Origin of the sequence: Rosistilla carotiformis, assembly GCF_007753095.1 — a bacterium.
GTDB classification, from domain to species: domain Bacteria; phylum Planctomycetota; class Planctomycetia; order Pirellulales; family Pirellulaceae; genus Rosistilla; species Rosistilla carotiformis.
On the sequence record NZ_CP036348.1, the window covers coordinates 352,507 to 374,602 of the forward strand.

Genomic DNA, 22,096 nt, shown 5'->3' on the forward strand with positions numbered 1-22,096 from the left:
ATTCACGCGTCACCTCAACCTACTGATTTTCAGCAATCCGGAAATTAACGACGTCACGAATTTTCTCGATCGCCAACAACGGGTCGGCGATCACTTCGTCATGCGGCAACCGTAACACCAGATAACCGCTGATCAGCAATTCGTAGTCGCGGAAACGATCCTTGCGAAACTCTTCCTCCCTGCTGTGGAATCGAAAGCCATCGACTTCCACGACTACTTTACCAATTCGCCACAGCAAATCCACCACATGCGACGATCCACGCACACCCAAAACACGTACATTGAATTCAAACATCCCCGCCAGCGATCGATCGTTGGCAAGCGCTCGGGCAAGAAACTGCTCCCCTGGACTACCAGGATGCGGGCGACCAAGGATCGGAAAGACCAGCTTCCGCTCTTCCTGGTTTTGCCTTCCGGCTACCCGATCCGCCCCCGGCCTTGCTGCCTCCGCAACGGCATTCGCTTCCGGCGACGTTGCTGTAGCTCCCGACTGCCATTGCGCATTCTCGTCTCCAGAACGATGCACAAACGGCACCTTCTCCAGCATCCGATGGCGTGCGATCGCAGGGTCGGTCACCAGATAAACCGCTCCACCTGTTTGCTCCGCTACCCATTCACACCCCGCCGCCAATCCCATCATTCGCGGATCATCACACGCTTCGTTCCAAGTGGCAGAAATCAAAACCACTAACGGTGATCCCGTCAATGCCGCTGCCAGTTGCCGCAGCTGCTGCGTCAGCGAATACTGGGGAACAAACGGCACTTGATTCCTGGCGACACATCTGATCGCCAACCGCAACCATCGCGGATCGACAGCGTGCTGAAGCTCGGAACGGCAACCGGCAACCATCGCATCGACGATCTCGTCGAAAGAAGCATCTTGGCCGCGGCCCGCTTCAGCCGCATGTTCGAATGAAAATGTTTGGCGATACCAATTCGGCCAATATTGCAATGCCGCCTCGGCAAACGTTTTAGTGAACGCATGCATCCAATGCGAGCTTTCGGGGACCGAACGCATCGCATAACGCACGATGCAGCCCTCGGGATTTCGTTGGAGCAACAGATTACTGACCGAATCACAGGTCGACATCACGTCATCGACCGCCAGCCCCATGAGCCCCGCAGACAGATCCGGCAACCATTCCAATCGGCTATCATCCATGTGGCAATCCAATTACGTGCATCGTCGCCGCCTTTAAACCGCAAGCGAATCTAGCACAGCAGCAGCGTGCTCTCAACAAATTTTGAACCGCAACCACAGCGATCTCAAACGCCATATAATCGTTCTCATTTCCCGACTCCGTTTATACAAAGCACCCAACAGTTGACCGCGATCCTGGGAATCTCCGCTTTTTATCACGACAGCGCGGCAGCACTTATCGTCGACGGAGTGATTGTTGCGGCGGCGCAGGAAGAGCGTTTTACGCGGTGCAAGCACGACGCAAGTTTCCCTGAACATGCGATCGCTTTTTGCCTGGAACAAGCCGGGCTCTGTCGCAACGATCTCGACTACGTCGTCTTCTACGAAAAGCCGTTTGTGAAGTTCGAACGACTGCTGGAGACCTATCTGGCGGTCGCTCCCGCGGGCTTCCGCAGCTTTGCCGCCGCGATGCCGGTCTGGTTAAAGGACAAGTTGTTCATCAAACGCAGATTGCGGCGAGAACTCGCCGACGCGCCCAAAGCCAAGCTGATCTTCACCGGGCATCATCAGAGCCACGCGGCGAGCGCCTTCTTCCCCAGCCCGTTCGAAGAAGCGGCCTTCTTAACGCTCGATGGCGTTGGCCAGTGGGCCACGACAACTTGGGGCGTCGGACGCGGAAACAAACTCCAAACCGATCACCAAATCAATTTCCCGCACTCGCTGGGGCTGCTCTATTCCGCGTTCACCTATCACTGTGGATTTACAGTCAACAGCGGCGAATACAAGCTGATGGGACTGGCACCCTACGGATCGCCGATCTACGCCGACAAGATCCGCGAGCATTTGATCGACATCCGCGACGACGGCAGCTTTTGGATGGACATGCGTTACTTCCAATACTGCCGCGGACTGACGATGACGAATCGTCGGTTCAGCGACCTATTCCAGATCGCGCCGCGCCAGCCCGAATCGGAATTCCAGCAGCGACATTTCGACATGGCAGCCAGCGTTCAAGCGGTCACCGAAGAGATCGTGCTGGCGATGGCTCGACACATCCATCGACAATCCGACTGCAAAAACCTGGTTCTTGCCGGAGGCGTCGCGTTGAATTGCGTCGCCAACGGGCGGCTGTTGCTAGAGGGCCCGTTTGAGCGCATCTGGGTTCAACCGGCTGCCGGAGATGCAGGCGGCGCACTCGGCGGAGCACTGTTTGCTTGGCATCAACTGCTGAATAAACAACGCACTGTTCAACCGGACCAAGATTCGCAAGCCGGCAGCCTGTTGGGCCCCAGCTACACCAACGCCGCGATTTCGCAGTTCCTGGATCGACAAGCGGCTCGCTACACGCAAATCGATGACGATCGAGAACTTACGCGCCGCGTGGCGGAACTGCTGGCTGAAGGGAAGGTCGTCGGCTGGTTTCACGGCCGGATGGAGTTTGGTCCGCGAGCGCTCGGCGCTCGCAGCATCCTGGCCGACGCGCGTGCTCCACAAATGCAGTCGATCCTGAACAACAAAGTGAAACGCCGCGAGAGCTTTCGGCCGTTTGCACCGATCGTACTTCAAGACTTGGCTTCGGAGTGGTTCGACATCGCTCCGCAGCACGACAGCCCGTACATGTCCCTTGTCACCACCGTTGCGAAATCGAAACGAACGCCACCCCAAGACGATCCAACCAGCCTTCCCTCCGATCGGGGAACGCAGCCCGATGCATTATCGCGCAGGCTCAACGGGCCGCCGCGCAGCCGCGTTCCCGCGGTCACCCATGTCGACGATTCGGCGCGACTGCAAACCGTCGATCGCGTCCGCAACCCGCGACTGCATCAACTACTGACCGACTTCTACCAACAGACTCAATGTCCGGTCCTGGTCAACACAAGCTTCAACGTTCGCGGCGAACCGATCGTATGCACTCCCGAAGACGCCTACCGCTGCTTCGCGCAGACCGAGATCGACGTCTTGGTTTTAGAAAATTGCATCGTGATCAAATCCGAGAACTCGGATCAATAATCGACGATCAGCTCGCATTCCAACGCATGCCCCAGCATCCATGAAAACTTCCGACATCACCACCGCTCCCGACGACAAGACGCTCCGCCAGTTCGGCTTCCTACTGGGACTGATCCTCGTCATCGCCGCTGGCTTCCGTTGGCACGCTGGTTCGACGAACCTAGCTGGGACAATGATCGCCGCTGCCGTCGCCAGCGCCGCGATCGGTGCGGTGGTTCCGGGGATGCTGAAGCCACTGTTTGTCGGGTGGATGATCGCCGTCTTTCCAATCCGCTGGCTGGTCTCTCACATGATCTTAGCGATCATTTATTATGGGATCATCACGCCGCTGGGGCTGATCCTGCGAATCGCGGGGCACGATCCGCTGGGGCGCAGGAAATCGAGGCGGCCCAGCCACTGGATCGCGGCGGAGCCAGAGGTCGCAGCCGAGCGATACCTGAAACAATACTGAGCAAAACGGGAAGCCCCAACATCGATGCAGCAGGTCGCGGGCAAGCCTCCAATCAATCCGAGCATGGACAATGGAAGATCAAGACGACGACAAATTCGCCGAAATCGCCAACGCTTCCCACGAGCAATCGTTCCTGAGCGAGCTGGTTGAATTCTTGAGGTTCAACAAAAAGTGGTGGCTCGCCCCGATCCTGGTCGCGCTACTGCTGCTCGGTGCACTGTTGCTGCTGTCGGGAACCGCAGCAGCCCCTTTCATCTATACGCTGTTTTGAGCTGCCTCAATCCAACAGCATGATCTCGACCTTACGGAACTCGATCGGATGGCTCTCGGATTGCAGCGAGATCGATCCACCGGACAGCATCTTCGTCCCCGCCTTTTCAATCAACTTGGCGGCGTGGGCGTCGCGTTCATCCAACTGCGGCTTGGTGTATTCCAGAACCACCTCGCCATCGATCAAGTGGCGGATCACATCGTTCCCGCGAACCTCGATCTCGACCGTCACCCACTGGTCGCCGTGATAGGTCTTCGATGACGAACTGGTGCAGTGCGGCGTGAACAGCTTGCCCTCCTTCACGACGTTTGTTCCGGGGGTGCAAAGATTGGCGTTGGTCCGCGGACGTTTGCCATCGCCACCGAGCAACTGAACTTCGATCGAGGTCGGAAAGTCTTGGTCCTTGGTCATCTCTTCGGGCGACTCGCCATGCAGCATCACGCCACTATTGCGAAGCGCCCAGCCCTCGCCCCCCTTGCATTGCTCGCCGACAAAACGGTACTCGACGCGAAAGCGGTAGTTCGAAAACGGCTGCTTATAAAACAGATGCCCGAAGCGTTTATCAAACGAATCGTAGGCTTCGTAGCCAACCTTCATCACGCCATCTTCGACGCGGAACGTGTTGCCATAGTTGTCGCCCAGATCGTAGCCCTTGATCTTGGGGGTCCAGCCGTCGAGATCCTTGCCGTTAAACAGCGAAACCCATTGCCCTTTGGGGAACGCTTCGTCCGCGGTGGCAGCGGTTGAAACAAACAGCGAAACGAGTGCAAACGCGACGACAGAAGCTTTCATGCGACGGTGACCTATCCAAAATTAGAAGCGAATCGTTTTCGAGACATTGTAAACAAAACCTCTGTTCGATGGAGCTTCTCAATGTGAAATCGGTCTCCGCAACGCAATCGTAACGGGATCCTCCGCAGCCCCAGGAAAAATGCCCAAGCCTCTCATGAGATCAGGCGAGGCTCGACCAAATCATCTTCACGCCCGATGCGGTCATGACGACGATCAAGAAGACAAAGATCAAGCGGTTCCCCTTTTTGATTGCCAGCTTCGCTCCCACCACGCCGCCGATCGCGTTCCCCAGGGCCATCGTTAATCCAGGCAGCCATTCGATGTAGCCGTAGAAAGCAAACAAGGCGACGGCAGCCAGAGTGACTAAAAAACCGATCAGGTTTTTAATCGCGTTGGAGGCCAACAGATCGCCGGTGTTCAACAGGCTCATCGCCATCAACAGTAAAATTCCCATCCCCGCTTGGATGAAACCGACATAGACGCCGATCGCAAAGAACAGCGGAGCCGTCACCCACCGCGATCGATCGCTCGCCTGGCGGGCTTCGATTAGCCGCTTGGGGTTCATCGCGATCAACACCGCCATGCATAAGAAAATCACGCCAAAGATCGCCTCGAAAATTCCCGACGGCAGATAGATCGCCAGCAATCCGCCAGCGGGCACTCCGGCCAGCGTTGGGATCGTCAGCTCGAAGGCCAAACGCCGATTCAGGAACCCGTGTTTGTTAAACGTCGCGACCGCCGACGCGCTGGAAAACAAGACAGCCACGCGATTGGTTCCGTTGGCAACCTGGGGGTCCAGGCCAAACAGCATCAGCGCTGGCAGCGTTAAGAACGATCCACCACCCGCGATCGTATTGATAATCCCCGCAATGAAACCCGCGACGATCAAAACGACGTACCAAGCCAGCTCCTGCATTTCCTAATCGATTCCTTCGAGGCGACGCATCGCCTGGCGGCTGTGAACTTCATTGCAGGCGAGAACAAACCGACGCCAGCAGACCAAACATCGGCCCAGTATGACGCCAACGATAAACCACGGCTATGCGTGATCTGCCCCTCGATCCCATGTGATCCAACGGCGACAGCATCCCCCAGTCATCGGAGCCCTCGGCAACCGCGCCGTTGCCCAGGGGATCGCGGTGGCAAGTCTCGTCGTCAGTTGGTAGGTTCACCCCTGTCCCGTACAGCACCTTGAACGAAGGACAATCCGTTTGCGACTCGGTCGTTTTTAACCGACGTAAAATCATCTCGCGGTTCGCCACGCCGAACGAAGCGTTTCCCAAGGAAATAATAAATGCCACTGCACGATAAAGATTCGATTCGCGAACTACTCGACGACGACGTTTACGGATCGGCCGACCTTGCGGGTCAGTTGCCGAAATACAAGTTCCCAGGCGAAGAGCACGATCCGCGGCACGTCTATTCGCTGGTCCACGACGAACTGATGCTCGACGGCAACTCGCGTCAGAACCTGGCTACCTTCTGCCAGACCTGGGCCGAGCCCGAAGTGCATAAGTTGATGGACGAGTGCATGGACAAGAACATGATCGACAAGGATGAATATCCGCAGACCGCGGAGATCGAAGCGCGTTGCGTGCACATGCTTGCCGACCTCTGGAATTCCCCGGCCGCCGCCAACACGATCGGCTGTTCGACGACCGGATCGAGCGAAGCGGCGATGCTGGGTGGGATGGCGATGAAGCGAGCCTGGGAGGCGAAGCGCAAGGCTGCTGGAAAACCTTACGACAAACCGAACCTGATCACCGGCCCGGTCCAAGTCTGCTGGCACAAGTTCGCCCGCTACTGGGACGTCGAACTGCGCGAGATCCCGATGGAGAACGATCGCCTGATCATGACTCCCGAAGAAGTGATCAAACGCTGCGATGAAAACACGATCGGCGTCGTGCCAACTCTGGGCGTCACCTTCACCTGCCAATACGAACCGGTCCAACAGGTCTCCGACGCCCTGGACCAACTGGAAAAAGAGACCGGCCTTGACATCCGGATACACGTCGACGGAGCCAGCGGCGGCTTCTTGGCTCCGTTTTGTGCTCCCGATCTGGTCTGGGATTTCCGCCTACCTCGCGTCAAATCGATCAATACCTCGGGGCACAAGTTCGGCCTGTCGCCGCTGGGCGTCGGCTGGGTGATCTGGCGCGAGGAACAGGACCTGCCGCAAGAAGAGATCTTCTGGGTCAATTACCTGGGCGGAAACATGCGCGACATCGCGCTGAACTTCTCGCGTCCCGGCGGTCCCGTCGTCTGCCAGTACTACAACTTCCTGCGGCTGGGCAAAGAGGGTTACCGCAAGATCCACACAGCTTGTTACGAGACGGCGAAGTTCGTGGCACGCGAGCTGGAAAAGCTGGACTATTTCGATGTGATCTACGACGGCGACATGGAGTCGGGCATCCCGGCACTCTGCTGGAAGATCAAGGAGGGCGTCGACCCGGGATTCAGTCTTTACGACCTCGCCGATCGGCTGCGCAGTCGCGGTTGGCAAGTCCCCGCGTACGCATTGCCCGCGAACCGCCAAGACCTTGCGATCCAGCGGATCCTGGTTCGGCATGGTGTCAGCCGCGACCTGGGAGCTCTGTTGATCGAGGACCTCAAACGCTCGATCGATTACTTTAAGAAGCACCCGGTCCAGTCGCAGATCACGTCAGAAGAAGCCTCGGGTTTCCATCACTGATCGAATTGGCCCGACGCACCCACGACATCCGAGCAGCAGACACAGCACGTGACGAGCATTCAGATCAACGACGGCGGCGACGCGATCAGCCCTGCAGACGACCGCGTCTGCGTCGCTGCGGCGGGTGCGTGGCCTTTTGTTTCCCGGCGAGTCTACAAACTTGCCGGCGAAGTGGAATCGATCTGGACGTCGCGTCAGCATCGCAAGTCGCTGGGCCCTCGCCGCGCGGCAAGCTCTCTGGCGACCTGGGTCTTCAATCCACAAAGCCTTAACTGGTGGATCGGTTGCATCTTTGCCATTGGTTCGTCGCTGTTCGCCGCCGGTAGCTTGCTGACGCTTTTGCCCGAGTTGGCTAAAGCGTCGGGACTCGAAGCCAACATCAACGCGATCTTTTTCGCCGGCTCGATCCCCTTCACCACCGCGGCTTGGCTGCAGTTGTTTCAAGCCGCCAACGCCGGGCGATCGCCGAACCAATCGCGGAAACTGTTCGGCTGGCGGCCCCACGACGTCGGCTGGCTCAGTTGCGCCCTGCAGTTCGCCGGGACGATCCTCTTTAACTTCAACACCTTCGACGGGATGATCCCGGGATTAAACTGGTTCCAATCCGACCTAGCGGTCTGGACGCCCAACATCCTCGGCTCGCTACTCTTCTTCGCCTCGGGCTATCTCGCCTGGATCGAAACCTGCCACGCTCACTGGTCGTTCCAACCACGCGAAATCGCCTGGTGGATCGTCGCCATCAACCTACTCGGCTGCATCAGCTTCCTACTCTCCGCCTTCTGGGGTATCTCGCTACCAACAACTCCGGAAGACTGGCCAACGATCTCCGTCGCCTTCACCCTCGCCGGCGCGATCTGCTTCCTGATCGGAGCCCTACTAATGCTCCCCGAAGCCGAGCAATCGACCAGCGAACCAGACACCGCTGACGCGACCACCGCGTGAAGTGCCTGACGCTTCGGCACAAGTGATCTGCGGGCTCACACCCGCAAGCTATACGCTATCGCCGTTTCACGGCTGTAGAGGGGAAGCAGGAAGAGGCATTTCCGGACAGACACCATTGCTTCACTCTGTGCCTTCGTGCCTTTGTGAGAGACCTTATGCCGAGAATCCGAGGGCTCTCACGGAGGCACTAAGGCGCGGAGGTTCAGGCGTCATGGGAATGAGTGTTTTTACAGACACAACTTCTTCCCTCAGTGCCTTTGTGAGAGACCTCACGTCTAGGAATCAGAATGACTCTCACGGAGGCACTAAGGCACGGAGGTTTAGGCGTCATCGGAATGAGTGTTTTTACAGAAACTGCTTCTTTACTCTGTGCCTACGTGCCTTTGTGAGAGACCTCATGCCTGCAATTCGAAAGAGACGGCAAGCGAGACGCTTTGGCTCGCTTGCCGGAATTGCTGCGAGAGGCTTACTTCAGGCCGCTGATGGCGACGACGCTACCTTCGGCGGCGTCCATCTTTTCGCCAATCTGCGTGACATACAGACGCTTGTCAGGACCGAAGGCACAGGCGACCGGGCCGTGCAACTTCACACCGGTCTCGGCGACTTCAGCTTTCCCCTCTGCGCCCAGGTCGACGGTCACGACGCGGCCTTCGTTCACGTTGTTCAGCGCCCAATTGTTTTCGACGACGGCGAACTTGGTCCCATCGATATGAGCCATTCCCATTGGATTGATAACGCCGTCAAGTTTCCACTGTGCGACTGGCTTCTTGGTTGCCAGATCCCACTGAACGATCAAGCCATCCGCTGCGCCGCCTTTGCCCGAGTACAGGACGTAGAGCGTGTTGTCGGGGCCGACCAAGGTTTGCATCGGCGAATTGGTCGCGATACCGTTGTCGTCAGCCGACAGCAAGGGTTGCATTTCCTTGGATTGCGGATCAGCCGAAAGGACCCACGACTTCCCGTCAAAGCCTTGTCCAGCAACAAAGATCTGCTTGCCGTCAGCCGTCGCACTCAGGCCAGTCAAATTTCCTTCCCCCTTGTCGGCAGCGTCGTCGCTGGTTGGACCAACGGGATTGGTTGCCACGCCGGTCGACGCTTTGCCGCCAGCGCTGAACATCAGCAACGTCTCTTCGCCATCCCCTTTGCCCGAATCGCTGACGACTAACGTGTCACCGACCCAAATCGCCGATAGAGGTCCAACGGCGTACCACTTCTTTCCGGTGTCGTCGCTCTTCCAAAACTCGGTATCGAACCCGGTGACGTAGTTGACGGGCTTACCCTCCTTCAGCATCACGACGAGGCCGCGAGAATCGCAAACCGTCAGTTCGCCGTTGGGGCTAAAGCTAACGCTGGAAGGATTCTGCAATCCGCGGAGTACGGTTTCAACCTTCACGTCTTCAGCGAAGGCGGATCCAGGAAGAAGGCAAGAAAACAATCCAAGCGTGATCGCAAGTTGAAATTTCATTTTGTAAATCCGATGGTTCGGGGCTCAGTGGAGTCGATGGAACGTGTTCCCAATCAATGCGTTGATTCAGCAGAACAGTCTAGCCAATAGCAGCTCTTTATGCACTCGCAGGCAACAAGTTGTCTGCGGCTTGTCGTCCCACCGGCGGAAGCCGTTTCCGCAACAGTGTTGATCGATCGAACGCTCCATCCTAGGACCTAGCGGAGCGAAATCAAGCGACCACCGCAACGAACTGCAGGCCGCATCGAGTCCATGGCTGACGAGCTTGGTTGTGCTGTGTTTATATGAGTGTTCGGGGAAGACTCAATCGCTTCGCTCCGTGCCTTGGTGCCTCCGTGAGAGGCCTCAGCCCAGGTATCGAATGAATCTCACGGAGGCACCAAGGCACGGAGTTTGCTTGGAGGAGAATTCAATTAAACGCTTGCGACCAACACAACTTCTTCACTCTGTGCCTTCGTGCCTTTGTGAGAGACCTCACGCCCGGGAATTAAAAGAATCTCACGGAGGCACTAAGGCACGGAGGTTTTCTCCGGGGAGGGTGTCCGGGAATTGCTTCCCTTCCGTGCAGGTGTTCCGTGTTGTTGAACAGGTTATTGGGGAGCCTCGGTCTTCGCTTCGCCGCTACTGTTCGATTCGGTTTGCGGCAAGATCGTCATGCCGACGTATTCGACGCTTCCGCCGGACGACAGCTCTCGGATACGAAACGCGAGCTGTTCGCACCGGACCGTCGCGCCAACTTTGACGTCGGCTGGATCCAGTCGCTTCCGCACCAATTCATCGAGCGTCGCATCGTTGTCGGTGTCGATCGATAGTCCATAGAACTGTTCGATCTCTCCGACCTTGATCGACCCTCGCAGCGGAAACTCCAGCTCCGCCGGGATCGGACTCTCCAGTTGTTCGCGGCGCGCGAAGATCCGGTCGACCAGCGCTCGAACGCGCGGTCGCAGGACGACGATCACATGGTCTTCGCTGTGCAGCACCGAACGCCCTTGCGGTGGAATGATCTGCTCGTCGCGAACCAACAGCGCAATCACAACGCCCTCGGGCAAGGCCAGGTCTTTGATCATCCGCCCCGTCGCCTGGCAGGACTCGTCGACAAAGTAGTCGACGATGTCGCCGTCGACGTTGGTCAATGAACTGATCTCGAGAGTGACCGGTGGCGGCAAGCGGGTCGGCACCTCCAGCTTCAAGTAGCGAGCGATATGAGGCAGCGTCCAGCCTTGCACCAAGGCCGAGGTCAAGACGACAAAGAAAACGGTGTCGAACATCAACGAGGCACTCGGCAGTCCCGCGAGCATCGGGAAGGTGGCCAGCGTGATCGGGATCGCTCCCTTCAGTCCCACCCAGGACAGGAAGGTCAGCTCTCGAAACGAGAATTTAAACGGCGAGGCGCACAGGAAGACAGCGATCGGGCGGGCGATGAAGATCAACACAAACGAGATCAGCAATGCGGGAACCGCCACTCCGACCAACCGGCTCGGAAACGAAAGGATCCCCAACGCGGTAAACATTAATATCTGGCAGATCCAGGCGACCGCATCATGAAACAGCAAGATCCCGCGATAGAAGACGGGACGCCGGTTGCCGATCACGATTCCCGTTAGGTAGACGGCCAAAAATCCGCTGCCACCAAACGCGGCAGCTAGCCCAAACGAAAACAGGGCCAGCGCCGATGCCATCACGGGATACAGCCCGGCGGCTTCGAGTCGCACGTGGCTGAGCATCCACGCTCCGCCCCAACCGATTCCGATCCCCACGACCGAGCCAAGCACGATCTGGTTTAGAAACAACGTGATCAAGCCGAAGCCAAAAGGGACTTCGCCGCTGAGCACTTGGATCAAACCGATCGTCAAGAAGATCGCCATCGGATCGTTCGACCCGCTCTCCACCTCCAGCGTATTGGCCAGCTTGGGGCGGATGTTAACGCCTCCTCCACGGAGCACCGAAAAGACGACCGACGCATCGGTCGAACCGACGATGCTGCCCAACAACATCCCCTGCCAGATCGAAATCTCCAAAACCCAAGCGGCCGCCGCACCGGTGATCAATGCCGTGATAAAGACGCCAATGGTCGCCAAGACGCCCGCCGGCTTCCAGGCCGACCGGATCGACGAATAGGGCGTTCGGATGCCGCCGTCGAACAGGATCAGACACAACGCGACCGTTCCGATCCCGTAGGCTAATGAATAGTCTTCGAACTCGATCCCGCCGATCCCCTCGGAACCGGCCAGCATGCCGACGATCAAGAAGACAAACAGCACCGGCACACCGGCCCGCGCCGAAAACTTGTTCGACGCGATGCCCAGCAGCAGCAGGATGCCGATGATCAGGATCAGGGTTTCAATGCTCAGCATGATTCGATGGAAGCGAGGGCAGGACGGTGATGTTCCCTGTTCGTCGCTAAGTCACCGCCAAGGTGTTTCTGTCGCGAATTGCCGATGCGGCAACGCCGTGAGTTCGCGTTGCGCATGCGGTAGCGGGGGCCGAAGGGAGAAGGGAGCGGCCGCCGAGCCGGCTACGCGACGGTGCCGAATCAACCGTCGGAGAGGGAAGGACGCAATATCGGTTGGATTCCTAAAGGTTTGAACGATGAATTCAACGATGGATTGCGGGAACGTATTGCTTTGAAGCAAGTGCTTCCAGGCCGGAACCTGGAATCACTTGCTCGCGTATCTTTCGGATCAGTCGAGGATGTCGAGCAATTCGACTTCGAAGATCAACGCTTCATTTGGGCCAATCGTTGGCGGTTCGCTTGGATCTCGCGAGGGGGATCCATTAATGCCGTATCCGAGGTCGGGTGGGATGTAGAGCATCCACTTGTCGCCAACTTTCATCTTCTGCAGTCCTTCGGTCCAGCCGCGGATGACTTGGCCGACGCCAAATCGAGCGGGTTGGCCACGTTCGACCGAACTGTCGAAGACTTCCCCGTTGATCAGTTTGCCGGTGTAGTGGACGCTGACGGTGCTTTGTGCCGTCGGCGATGCGCCGGTTCCCTCTTTGATGACTTGGTATTGCAAGCCACTCGGGAGCGTCACGACGCCTGGTTTCTTGCCGTTTGCGGCCAGGAAAGCATCCGCTTTTTCTTTGTTGGGGCCAGCGATCGCTTCCATCTTCTCTTTTTGTTCGCGAACGCGGGCTTCAGCGCGCTGTTGCAGTTGGGCGTCAATCGCTTGGAAGGCCGCTTGGATCTGTTCGGTGGTGATCTTCGGATTCGCCTTGCTGATCGCGTCGAAGATGCCCAAAGCGACCGAGGCGGTGTCGAGATCGCCCGCTTCGAAACCTTGGCGGCGCAACTGGCTGCCCATTTCGAGGCCCAGGGCGTAGCTGTTTACGTCTTTTACGCCCGATGCGGGGGCGGGGATCGAATCTTGGGACATAGCGTCTTGGATTGGCAGGGTGGAGAGGCAGGAGCAAAGCAGCCCGCAAAATAGCAAGCGTTTCATGGAGATGTTCCTAAGGGTGGAAAGGTTGCCGCGATTCAAAGAGGGCTGCGGCTGGTTGGGTTCAGGATAGCAGGCTGATCCCGTCGTGGCGAACCACGCCGATCGACCGCCGCAGGTCGGGCCGCTTCGCCCGCCTGCGTGGTGGGTTCCAATGGAATCAAGGGCCATTGTGTTAGCTGGCGTTTTTCAGAACTTCCAGCGCCGCGTCGTAGTTCGGTTCGCTGGTCACTTCGCCAACGGTTTCGGCGTAGAGGACGGTCCCCTTGGAATCGAGCACGACGACCGCGCGGGTCAACAGCTTCAGTTCATCGATCGTCATGCCGTAAGTTGCGCCAAATTCCCCGGTCTGGTAGTCGCTAGCGGTTTGCATCGAGACGTTTTCGGCGCCGCAAAAGCGAGCTTGCGCGAACGGAAGGTCGCGGCTGATCGTGACAGCGTTGATCGAATCGCCCAGAGCGCCCAGCGATTCGTTGAACTTCTTCGTTTGAATCGCGCAGACGCCGGTGTCCAACGAAGGGACGATGCTCAAAAGGGCTGGCTTCCCCTTGAGGTCGGCGAGGGTCAACGTTTGCATTCCGTCTTTGTAATAGTGCAATTTGAAGTCGGGGGCAGGGCTGCCCACGGACAATGCTTCGCCTTGCAACGTCATCGGGTTGCCTTTAAATGTGATCACTCCGCTGCGTGCCATCTTCGTATCTCCGCTATATGGGTTGGATTAACTTCATCGCATTGCATTCGTATGGGTGCCGCGAATGCGTTCAATGAAGTATGGCGAAGATCGATGGTGCGGCAAAGGGCGTGTGTTCCAGCCGCCCTGGATGCGGTTTGGGATCGCCCGCTAATGACCAGGCGATCCTAGTGGCAAGAGCTTCGCTTACCAGTGGACTTCGATTTGATTGTCCACGCGGTCGGCGCCGGGAACGCTTCGAACCGCTTCCTGGGCCATCTGTTTGATGAAATAACTGCGAACCGTGCCGCTAAGGACTACGTTTTGTCCTTCGGCATGGGGTCGGATGCCCATCCCGCGTAGGTGCGGGTGTTGCCGGATCACGCTGTCGACGCGGATTTGTAGAGGTTCGTTGTCGATTTGGGTCGCAAAGGTTTCTGTAATCATCAGGGTTCTGCCGTTGGGTTGTGGGGAGGATTGGCGTTCGCCATAGAAGAATTCGGCAAGTTATTGCTAGCACCCTTAGAATTATTTGGGGTTCACGCCTGGAAAATGTAACGGCAGCGGTGTCGGTGACGGTTGAATCGAATCTGACGGCGAAGGGGCGGCGATTTGGTCGTATCAGGTGCTTTGCAGTCACTTTTACGTCGGTTTGCCGCAGGCGGTTGCGCGGCGTTATAACCGGAGCACGCGCTCTGAATTGCGGTCACCACCAGGGAATTGTTGCCGGGCCCGTTGTCGGCGGGCAGTTTCGCCGACGGGGGGTGATTACGGTGGAGGAGATATCTTGTTGGATTTTATGCAGTGATTGTCACGTTCTTTGATCGAGCTGATTTATGCCCGTGTATTGGTTTGCCCTGCTGATTTCGGTTCTGCTGTCGGCCGCTTCCGCTGACCGCTTGCTGGCGCTTCCGAGTCCGTTTGTGACCGCGTTTGGGATGGTGATGTTGTGGGGTGTCATGGCCAAAGGGTTTGCGATCCTGAATGCACAGAAGGTGTTGCGACAGAAGGCGAGCTTTGATCAGGCGGCTCGTAAGCTCTCGCGTCAGCTGAATTGCTTGCGTTGGTTGTGGCTGCCGCTGGGAGCCGTTGGGCTGACGGCCTGTGGTTTTTCGCAAGCTGTCGAGGATTCGCCGATCGGTGCATCGATGGCGTTGGGGGCGATGGGGATGTTGATTCCTAGCCTGGCTGCCGTGGCGTCGACTTGGCTGGCCGAGCGACAGTTTTCCGATTGGGTCGGCGAAGCGGAGCCGGTTCAAAACGCGGGCGATTCGCCGTCGCGGTTCCCGACGCTGCACGCGGTGATGGAATCGCTGCGGTTGCAAGCGGCGTGGATCTTGTTGCCGGTCTTGTTTGTGTTTGCCGTGATCGATGTGGTGAATTTCGGGTTTGTCGGCGCCGATTCGCAGCATCGTTGGGTCGGCGGCGCGGCCGGTTTACTCTGCTTGCCCTTCTTTTTGCCGATGCTGATCCGTTTCATTTGGAACACGCGGCGGTGCGAACACGATCCGCAATCGGCTTGGTTAGTCGATGTCGTTCGCGCGTCGGGCTTGCGGCATTTTCGAATCCGCCGGTGGGAAACCGAAGGCCGGATCTGCAGCGCTTTGGTCGCCGGATTCATTCCCGGTTTCCGGATGTTGTTGCTCAGCGACGCCCTCTTGGACCGACTGGATCGCAAATCGACGACGATGGTGGTGCTGCACGAATTGGCACATGTCCGCCGCTGGCACATCGCGCTGCGGATGTTGACGCTGGTTCCAACCTGGGGGATTGTCGGTTTCATCGGTTCTCATTTTGCAGGGGCTCCGCTGCAGCAGGGGGCTGTCGTCGCGGCGGGCTTGCTACTGACGCTGTTAGCGCTGCGTTGGGTTTCTCACGCGACCGAACTGGATGCCGATCGTTACGCCTGCTCGCTGGCTGCCCGGATCGCGGCGGCGGATTCGGGGAATCGCTTGCAGGGAGCGGTTCCGGCGTCGGAGGTCGATGCCGCTTACGTGCTCGCATCGGCGTTGGTCGATGTCTGCAGCGACAATCCCAAGGCTTGCCGAGCCAGTTGGATGCACCCGAGCCTGGCGACTCGCGTCGATCGACTGCACCGGGTCGCCAATCCCGCTGTCTCGCAGCAATCGTCGCTGCAGCAGGTCTGACATTAGACGGCGAGACCGGTCGCTGGAGTGGAGCCTTCAGGCGATTTTGGCGAGGCGAATTCAGCTTGTCAAATTCGGGTGCCGCGTAAGTCGCCTAAAGGCTTCACTCCAGCTGTTGTGCCGTGAGGCCTATGTTTTCCCGGCGGAATCGTATTTTCTGGAAATCTCAGAAAAACGCGAACCCGTCGCGATCGCAGGCGTCTAAGTGGGCGAAGCAGGTCGTATTTATTGGCGGCTGAGTCGGAAACTGTTACCGATTTGGGCCGATAAATGATTGACAAGAGTCCATCGTATTGGCGATGATCTTGTTAGGGACCGTTGCCCTTTGCGGTAAAGGTCCTGGTTTCAATGTTTGTTTTCCGGGGCTGGTTGTTGTTAACTAGCCCTACATTTTCTGAACTTCTCTATTCGCGTTGCTATCGCGAAGGAGGCCTCAAGTGCGTAACGAAATTATTACCAATGCTGTTGTTAACGTCGTCGATCGTGAAGATCGCGTGGTCGTTATTGGCTGCTTGGTCGTAGTGCGCCGCCTCCATCTGCGCCTAAAACAGCAGCTTCTAAGTTACGCGAAAGCCTTTGCCAGTTGCGGCATGCCTACGGGCATGCCGTATCCGATGACCCGCTGTTGGCGGGTCTGTACGGAGACGACGTCAGCGATGCTGATGTCCGGTGGCACGCAAGGGCTGTCATCGAGCGGGCTGGCATTGATGCCAGCAATGGCCGGATCGCGAAACGCCTGAACTTCAGGCCGCTCGTACAAATCTGGTGATTACTAGGGCTTTCGTCTGTGAAAGTTCGCTCGTGCACGATCCCTGCGGGGTGTTTGCGTTCGATCGGCGTTTCCACTGACTGCCCAAGAATCGGGTTTCTTTGATCTGTGTTGTCGTACCTGCAAGGGGCTGGCGATGCGTTGATTGGGAGCCACCGCGGAACTTCGCTCGCACCTTCGGTGGATGTGTGCAGCGTGTTCTTGAGACGGAATTGTTTCAATCGATTTCCATTCAACGCCGGGTGTGGCTAGGCCCCCAGAGCGCTGCGTGGAGCAAGACGCTTCGGGAAAAGGAAAACATTAGTATGTCTACGGCATTTCTTTCGGATCTGCGAAATCAGACCGTTGCCGAATTGGTAACCGCCGCTCAAGCAGGCGATCGGCTCGCATTTGGTGAATTGTTCGACCGCTACCGGCCTCAGGTCATCGGGTTGGCGATTCGTCGCTTGGGTAGCGTCGACGAGGCTGAAGAGTTGGCACAGGATGTGTTTGTGCAAGCGATGCAAAAGATCGATCAGTTGCGTGTCCCGGAAGCCTTTGGCGGCTGGGTTCGTCAGATCGTACATCGGATGGCGATCAACCGGTTCACTCGGCGGCCTCGCGCCGTCGCGTGCGATCCGGTGACGCTCGATGCAACTTGCTTCGATTCGGGAACTCCCGAGGATGTGGCGATCGATCGCGAGAACGCCGCCTACATCCACGAGGGCCTGGGGCGACTTGGCGACATGGATCGGCAGACGCTCGAAGCGTTTTATCTCGACGGGCAGAGCTTGATCGAGATGAGCGATGCTTTCGACGCGCCGGTCGGTACGATCAAGCGACGTCTGCACGTCGCTCGCAAGCGACTGGCTAAGGAGTTGGACGTTTTGCAGGCGGTTTGAATCGCGTGGAATTTCGTTCCAAACTGGCTCGGTGGTGTCTGGGGCTGCCTGTCGTTAATCGCTTGGGGGGCAGTTCGGCATCGCACCCTTTGGTAACATCACCCGCGTAACGTTAACTGCAGCTCCCGTCGGCGTTTGCCCCTTGGGAGTTGCGGTTCAGCGGTGATTTTTCCAGAGTTTAGGCGCGAAAGCGGACCATGTTTCGATCAACTGCCTCGCGGGGGGTGCCAGCTGCTCGGGGGTTGTTGAAGTCCGCTCGTCAGGTGATCCGCCGGCAGTCCCCCGTTTTTCAATGGGGCTTGGACGAGTGTGCTCAGTCGGCTGCAGGGACAGCGGTGACTATCAAGGGCTGGGTGTTGATTCAGCCTAACCGGTTCGCTTGGGGCGAAGTTCCCGAAGTCGCTGCGTCGCTGGATGCTCATGTTGAAATCGTCCGGCCGCTGGATCAGTTGCGACCCGATGTGATCGCAGGTTTCTTTTCCGGAGCTGCCGCAGATCACCCTCAGCTTCGGTGTGGCTTCCGATTCGTCGTAGCCCCGCAGGTTGAACCTGTGAAGTTGTCCCTGCGGTTGGATGGACGGCAGTGGGCGTTGGCTGAAGTCGCAGCGACGGGGGTGGAGTCGGAACGCGATCTCGCATCGAAGGTGTTGCATGGGAAAGCGGGTTGGTTGTTTCTTAGAAACGACACCAACAACAGTGCCTGTCAGCACGATGGAACGCTGAGATTGACACGCAAAGGACTGCGGAGTTGGCGGAGGTACTCGCGGCGACTGCAGCAAATGGGGAGTAGGGTTGGGGCTCCGGTCGCTCTTTTGTTGTCGCCAACGAAGGAGAGTGTTTTACCGAAGTACTATCCTCATGCTGTAGGCCAGCAGACTCTCCAGGAGCAACTTGGGGCGGTAATTCCTGATGAGATGCTGGTCCATCCCGTGACGCCACTTTCGGCGATTGGTGACGAATCCTATTTGACTGCCGACACGCACTTCAGCGACCGCGGGGCGATGGTGGCAACCGTCGAGGTGGCGAGGACGCTTCGTTTGCCTTTGGCGGATGTGGTTTCGCTGTTCGCAAATGACAGGTATCGGCCGGAGGAAATTGTCGGTGATCTGGGCAGAAAGCTCTCTCCGGTGCAAACGTCGTCGACGCAAGTGCTGGAGTCGTACGATTACCGCAAGGTGGTTGTCTATGACAATGGGCTGCCATTTTTTGGTCGCATCGTCGTCACGGAGAATCGCGATGCTTTGTTGAAAAAGACCTGCTTGGTTTTCGGATCATCGTCCAGCTATCCGATGTTGAAATACAGCAGTCGAATTTTTCATCGCGTCGTGTTGGCTCACACGGCAGCGAATCTCGATCCACAACTGATATCGAAGCTGAAGCCTGATTATGTCGTTGGACAGACGAACGCTCGATTCATCGTGCGGGTTCCGAAGCTGAACTATTGCATCCCCGCGCTCATCCAAAAAATCCTCTCGGAGCAAACCGAAGCGGGGCGCCAGGCGACGCTTTCAAACCAGGTGGTTGCGAACGAACATTGGCTGAAGCAAACGGGGATTGGTTTTTATCACCAGACGGTTGTTGAAGCCCTTGAGAAACGCGTGCGAGGGGCTGGGGAGAGTTAGGTTGTCTTCGCTTCTGGCGGACTCGTTCGATGTGTCCGATGCTGCAGCATTGGACGCCGCCGGCTGACAGCAGGCTGAACTTGGCTGCCGCTGGAGTGCTGGTCGATAACGCCGCATCTCAGGTCGACAGCGACTTTGCCCGCGCGAAGGCTAACCGTTGCCAGTGGGGACGCACGGCGACACGCCCGTGTTCGTTTCGGCTGGCTAGGACAGTAGTTCTTCGGCGGAATAACCAAACGCCGATGTGATTGGTCGCCTCGCGTTGGATTTGTTGTTCAGGCTTCAACGTGTGACTGCTGCTAATCGGGGATCGAATTCGTGTTGTCTTCTTAGTTCGTGTTTTGCGTTTTAGTGTTGCGTGATGAACTTGGTGTGCGGTTGCGCATCGAGTTGTTGGGGTAGAGGGCGGATTGGAGTCAAGCCAGTGTTCTTGGCGACCGTTCGCAAGCGTATTTGAATCGCTGGAGGGCGTGGCGTGGATGCCGTGGCAATCCCTCGCTCCGTCGAGTTTCCCCCTCGTCCTTGTAAGTGCTTCTTCTATTGTCGGGTCGTGATGTTTTTATCGTGATCATGCGATGGGGCAGCAAGGCTGCTCGGCCAAAAAAACGCAGGAGAGGTGTGAATCAAGCGCCGTCTCGTTCCCCTCTTCTCTCTCTATGACAGCAATCTTTTGCTGAAAATATTCGCGATATTTCAAGGCAAGAATACTTTTTGTATCGCGTGATTCTGCTTGCACCGATGTTTTTACCTTGATAAGTTGATCTTGCCCCCCGTTGTTGCGGCTGTATTGGCCGGTTCGGCACCCTCGTGTCTGCGGGCTCTTCTGGGGCGTTCTTTTCTATGCTTTTTCTATAAGGACTTTTGAAGATGAAGCGTCAAGGCTTTACTCTGGTCGAACTGCTTGTCGTAATTGCCATTATTGGCATTCTAGTGGGGTTGCTATTGCCGGCAGTCCAAGCGGCACGCGAGGCAGCGCGGCGGATGCAGTGCAGCAACAATCTCAAGCAGCTCGGTTTGGCGTTGCACAACTACCACGACACCCATCTGGCATTTCCCGCAGTTGCGATGCCATACACGGAGGGGCTGAGTCTGCATGTCTCGCTCATGCCGTATATCGAGCAGCAGAACCTGTTCGATCAGTTCATTTTGAATGAAGCGTTCAGTTCGACTAACAACCGACCGTTGACTCAAACTATTAATGCAGCATTCATCTGCCCGAGTGCAACGGAAAAGGTCGCTGACGATACCTCAGCCGACTACACAACGCACTATTACGGCGTGCTTGGTCCGACCGGCATCAACCCAAATTCGGGAACGGCGTACAAGGAGCGGACCAACGGGGGGCATGGCGGCAGTTCGGAACAAGGGCTCTTCTTTCAGCGTCGCTATCGAGCGTTCTCCGATATCCTTGACGGCACTTCCAATACGCTTGCGTTTGGTGAGATTTCTTGGACCGATCGAAACGGTTTGTCGACTCGTTACCGTGCGTACACGCGAGGTGGCACGATCGATTCGCACTGGGGTTCTGCCAAAAACGTTGCGCACCCCATCAACTCCGACTACACCGCCAATTTTAATGACATGAGCTTTGGTAGCAATCATCCAGGTGGTATTCAAGTCGGGGTGTGCGATGGGTCGGTGCGTTTCATTGGTGAGACCGTCGATTTCAACACGTATCTTTCTGTCGCGAGCATGGACGGTGGCGAGGTCGCGAAACTCGACTGATCCCGCCCACTTTTTTGTGGTCATGTTTAAACAATGCAGCGTTCTCTGAGTCTGGAGGACGCTGCACGTAGACGTCGTTGCCATTCTGTTTTTCCGGTGACCGCGTCATTGTCTTGTTGGTGGATTTAACGGTTTATTGCTTTGATAATTGGGGATTTGCTCGCATGTTTTCGCTCAACGGGATGGTTCAGGTTGCTTCGGTATGTGCTGTCGTGTCGATTTTAGGATGTGGTTCCGCCGTAAATGACCCGCGTTCAAATCATGTTCAGGGGAGTGTGTCGTTCAAAGGTGCGCCGGTAGCCTTCGGAGACATTCGATTCATTCCTGAAAATGGGCCTGCCGGATACGCACAGATCCGAGATGGTAAATACGATACTGCGGCATTGGGTGGTAAAGGAACCGTCGGGGGCAAGCAAACGGTCGTGATTAACGGCTTCGATGGGGTTGCCAAGCCTGCGGAAGAATTACCCAATGGTGCACCGTTGTTTCCTGAGTATCGAACCGACGTGGAGATTGCCAGCGGAGGCGGTTCCGAAGATTTTGAGGTCGTAGTGCAGAAGCCCCAGGGCATGCAGCGCGGTGGCGGCGTTTGATTTTGTCTAACAAACACCTTGGGCGGGTCGCATGCCCTGTGATTGTGGCGGGCGCAGGGGGGGCGTTACAACTTGCGGGGCAGGGCGACTAGGATCCAAGCGGCGATCCAGGCGAGTCCGCCCAGCGGCGTGATCGCTCCCATCACGGGAAGGTTGAGCGCGACCAGAAGGTACAGGCTGCCGCTGAAGAGCAGGGTGCCAAGCGTCATCAGCGTGATGATCGTCAGATATTTGCCGCGGTTGTAGTGCCCGGCGACCGCTGCCATGCCGACCAACGCGACGGCGTGCAGCAGATGGTATCGCACGCCCACGTCGGCTTGACCGACTCGCTTGGTGGCGACTTCTTCATAGCCCTGCTCGATCAGCCAGGTCTCCAGTCCGTGGGCGGTGAAAGCGCCGGCCATGATTCCGCTGGCTCCCAGGAAACCGGCGATCATCAAAACGCGGCGGACTGCGGTTCCAGAGGCTTGGTTTGCGTGCATCGT

Annotated in this window: 21 protein-coding genes; 11 read left to right on the forward strand and 10 right to left on the reverse strand. The window is 57.3% G+C overall.

Annotation, left to right across the window (positions count from 1 at the left end):
• Positions 1–19: 19 nt before the first annotated feature.
• Complete coding sequence (locus tag Poly24_RS01330; RefSeq protein ID WP_145089376.1) at positions 20–1,162, reverse strand: endonuclease domain-containing protein; 1,143 nt, start codon at positions 1,160–1,162, stop codon at positions 20–22.
• Between the two features lie 162 nt (positions 1,163–1,324).
• Here Poly24_RS01330 and Poly24_RS01335 point away from each other — a divergent pair, with 162 nt between their 5' ends.
• The 3 genes from Poly24_RS01335 (at position 1,325) to Poly24_RS01345 (ending at position 3,873) form a co-directional block, all read left to right on the forward strand.
• On the forward strand, positions 1,325–3,151 hold the full coding sequence (locus Poly24_RS01335; protein WP_145089379.1) for a carbamoyltransferase family protein: 1,827 nt from the start codon (positions 1,325–1,327) through the stop codon (positions 3,149–3,151).
• A gap of 40 nt (positions 3,152–3,191) precedes the next feature.
• The gene (locus tag Poly24_RS01340; protein ID WP_145089382.1) at positions 3,192–3,602 is read left to right on the forward strand and encodes an SxtJ family membrane protein; all 411 of its coding nucleotides are present in this window, start codon (positions 3,192–3,194) and stop codon (positions 3,600–3,602) included.
• A gap of 70 nt (positions 3,603–3,672) precedes the next feature.
• On the forward strand, positions 3,673–3,873 hold the full coding sequence (locus Poly24_RS01345; protein ID WP_145089385.1) for a DUF5989 family protein: 201 nt from the start codon (positions 3,673–3,675) through the stop codon (positions 3,871–3,873).
• A 6-nt stretch (positions 3,874–3,879) separates the two neighbouring features.
• Here the strand turns inward: Poly24_RS01345 and Poly24_RS01350 are convergent, their stop codons facing one another.
• From Poly24_RS01350 to Poly24_RS01360, 3 genes are all read right to left on the reverse strand, one after another.
• Complete coding sequence (locus tag Poly24_RS01350) at positions 3,880–4,665, reverse strand: 3-keto-disaccharide hydrolase (RefSeq protein ID WP_145089388.1); 786 nt, start codon at positions 4,663–4,665, stop codon at positions 3,880–3,882.
• A gap of 160 nt (positions 4,666–4,825) precedes the next feature.
• A complete protein-coding gene (locus Poly24_RS01355; protein ID WP_145089391.1) occupies positions 4,826–5,581 on the reverse strand; it encodes a sulfite exporter TauE/SafE family protein in 756 nt (251 codons plus the stop codon).
• A 49-nt stretch (positions 5,582–5,630) separates the two neighbouring features.
• The gene (locus tag Poly24_RS01360) at positions 5,631–5,966 is read right to left on the reverse strand and encodes a hypothetical protein (protein ID WP_145089395.1); all 336 of its coding nucleotides are present in this window, start codon (positions 5,964–5,966) and stop codon (positions 5,631–5,633) included.
• Between Poly24_RS01360 and Poly24_RS01365 the strand changes: the two genes are divergently transcribed.
• Both Poly24_RS01365 and Poly24_RS01370 read left to right on the forward strand, forming a co-directional pair.
• The gene (locus tag Poly24_RS01365) at positions 5,960–7,357 is read left to right on the forward strand and encodes a glutamate decarboxylase (protein WP_145089398.1); all 1,398 of its coding nucleotides are present in this window, start codon (positions 5,960–5,962) and stop codon (positions 7,355–7,357) included. The genes Poly24_RS01360 and Poly24_RS01365 overlap by 7 nt on opposite strands.
• Positions 7,358–7,405: 48 nt before the next feature.
• A complete protein-coding gene (locus Poly24_RS01370) occupies positions 7,406–8,299 on the forward strand; it encodes a hypothetical protein (RefSeq protein WP_231753401.1) in 894 nt (297 codons plus the stop codon).
• A 466-nt stretch (positions 8,300–8,765) separates the two neighbouring features.
• On the opposite strand, the gene Poly24_RS01375 is transcribed toward Poly24_RS01370, so the two are convergent.
• The 5 genes from Poly24_RS01375 to Poly24_RS01395 form a co-directional block, all read right to left on the reverse strand.
• Positions 8,766–9,764, reverse strand: a complete 999-nt coding sequence (locus Poly24_RS01375) for a hypothetical protein (RefSeq protein ID WP_145089400.1) — start codon at positions 9,762–9,764, stop codon at positions 8,766–8,768.
• A gap of 590 nt (positions 9,765–10,354) precedes the next feature.
• Positions 10,355–12,118 (reverse strand): potassium/proton antiporter, encoded by a 1,764-nt coding sequence (locus Poly24_RS01380; RefSeq protein WP_145089403.1) that lies wholly within the window; start codon positions 12,116–12,118, stop codon positions 10,355–10,357.
• 327 nt (positions 12,119–12,445) lie between these two features.
• Positions 12,446–13,207 carry an FKBP-type peptidyl-prolyl cis-trans isomerase gene (locus tag Poly24_RS01385; RefSeq protein ID WP_231753402.1) on the reverse strand — a complete coding sequence of 254 codons (762 nt, stop codon included), beginning with the start codon at positions 13,205–13,207 and terminating at the stop codon, positions 12,446–12,448.
• 172 nt (positions 13,208–13,379) lie between these two features.
• Positions 13,380–13,895 carry a thiol peroxidase gene (tpx, locus tag Poly24_RS01390; RefSeq protein ID WP_145089406.1) on the reverse strand — a complete coding sequence of 172 codons (516 nt, stop codon included), beginning with the start codon at positions 13,893–13,895 and terminating at the stop codon, positions 13,380–13,382.
• A 186-nt stretch (positions 13,896–14,081) separates the two neighbouring features.
• Positions 14,082–14,321 (reverse strand): BON domain-containing protein, encoded by a 240-nt coding sequence (locus Poly24_RS01395; RefSeq protein WP_145089409.1) that lies wholly within the window; start codon positions 14,319–14,321, stop codon positions 14,082–14,084.
• 389 nt (positions 14,322–14,710) lie between these two features.
• Here Poly24_RS01395 and Poly24_RS01400 point away from each other — a divergent pair, with 389 nt between their 5' ends.
• The 6 genes from Poly24_RS01400 to Poly24_RS01425 all read left to right on the forward strand — a co-directional run bounded on the left by Poly24_RS01400 (position 14,711) and on the right by Poly24_RS01425 (position 21,611).
• Positions 14,711–16,021, forward strand: coding sequence for a M48 family metalloprotease (locus Poly24_RS01400; RefSeq protein ID WP_145089412.1), 1,311 nt, complete (start codon positions 14,711–14,713; stop codon positions 16,019–16,021).
• 437 nt (positions 16,022–16,458) lie between these two features.
• Positions 16,459–16,761: a hypothetical protein gene (locus tag Poly24_RS01405; RefSeq protein ID WP_145089415.1), complete on the forward strand. Its 303-nt coding sequence runs from the start codon at positions 16,459–16,461 to the stop codon at positions 16,759–16,761.
• Positions 16,762–17,095: 334 nt separating this feature from the next.
• Positions 17,096–17,671, forward strand: coding sequence for an RNA polymerase sigma factor (locus Poly24_RS01410; protein WP_145089419.1), 576 nt, complete (start codon positions 17,096–17,098; stop codon positions 17,669–17,671).
• Between the two features lie 245 nt (positions 17,672–17,916).
• Complete coding sequence (locus tag Poly24_RS01415; protein ID WP_231753403.1) at positions 17,917–19,293, forward strand: alginate O-acetyltransferase AlgX-related protein; 1,377 nt, start codon at positions 17,917–17,919, stop codon at positions 19,291–19,293.
• Between the two features lie 867 nt (positions 19,294–20,160).
• On the forward strand, positions 20,161–21,018 hold the full coding sequence (locus Poly24_RS01420; RefSeq protein WP_145089425.1) for a DUF1559 domain-containing protein: 858 nt from the start codon (positions 20,161–20,163) through the stop codon (positions 21,016–21,018).
• A gap of 77 nt (positions 21,019–21,095) precedes the next feature.
• Positions 21,096–21,611: a hypothetical protein gene (locus Poly24_RS01425; RefSeq protein ID WP_145089428.1), complete on the forward strand. Its 516-nt coding sequence runs from the start codon at positions 21,096–21,098 to the stop codon at positions 21,609–21,611.
• 65 nt (positions 21,612–21,676) lie between these two features.
• Here Poly24_RS01425 and Poly24_RS01430 read toward each other — a convergent pair whose 3' ends face one another.
• Entirely contained in the window at positions 21,677–22,093 is a 417-nt protein-coding gene (locus Poly24_RS01430) for a DUF423 domain-containing protein (RefSeq protein WP_145089431.1), read from the reverse strand.
• Between the last annotated feature and the right edge of the window lie 3 nt (positions 22,094–22,096).